This window comes from Oleiphilus sp. HI0061, from assembly GCF_001635675.1.
Window position 1 is genome coordinate 1 of sequence record NZ_LWFE01001667.1, and the last position, 915, is coordinate 915.

General features: G+C 44.9%; 1 pseudogene. It reads right to left on the reverse strand.

Going from position 1 to position 915, the window contains the following annotated elements:
• Positions 1 to 915, reverse strand: a pseudogene (gene rpoB / locus A3735_RS25830) (DNA-directed RNA polymerase subunit beta); the annotation flags it as partial.

The window sequence follows — 915 nt, forward strand, 5'->3', positions numbered from 1 at the left end:
AAGACCTTTTGCAGCACAACCCAAGTGTGTTTCCAGTACCTGACCGACGTTCATTCGAGACGGAACACCTAGCGGGTTAAGTACAATATCTACTGGGTTACCATGCTCATCATATGGCATATCTTCAACTGGCATAATAACCGAGATAACACCCTTGTTCCCGTGTCGTCCAGCCATCTTATCACCAGGCTGAATACGACGTTTGATCGCAACGTAAACCTTAACTATTTTCAGTACACCCGGTGCGAGATCATCACCAGTCTGAAGCTTACCCTTCTTAACTTCGAAGCGCTCTTCCTGATCTTTACGACGATCTTCCAATTGCGCCTCTGCCTTCTCCAACATCTCATTTAGAGAGTCTTCAGACATACGAATTGTGAACCAATCGCTAGGCTCTAAGCCTTTAAGGTAATCTTCACTAAGGGTATCGCCCTTCTTCAAACCTGGCGCAGAAATTACAGACTGACCAAGCAAAGCTTTTGTAAGACGCTCATAAGTTGCGCCCTGAACAATGCGATACTCATCTTTCAAATCTTTACGGAACTTATCAAGCTGATCGTTTTCAATATCTTTCGAACGCTGATCTTTCTCAACACCGTCACGAGTAAAGACCTGAACGTCGATTACCGTACCACGCGTTCCTGTAGAAACTCGCAGTGAAGTATCCTTAACATCAGATGCTTTTTCACCGAAGATTGCTCTAAGTAGCTTTTCTTCAGGCGTTAACTGGGTTTCGCCCTTAGGTGTTACCTTACCAACAAGAATATCACCAGCACCCACCTCAGCACCGATATAAACGATACCCGACTCATCCAGCTTGGAAAGTGCGTTCTCACCAACATTCGGAATATCGGCAGTAATATCTTCGCTACCTAACTTGGTATCACGCGCAACACAAGTCAATTCCTGAATATG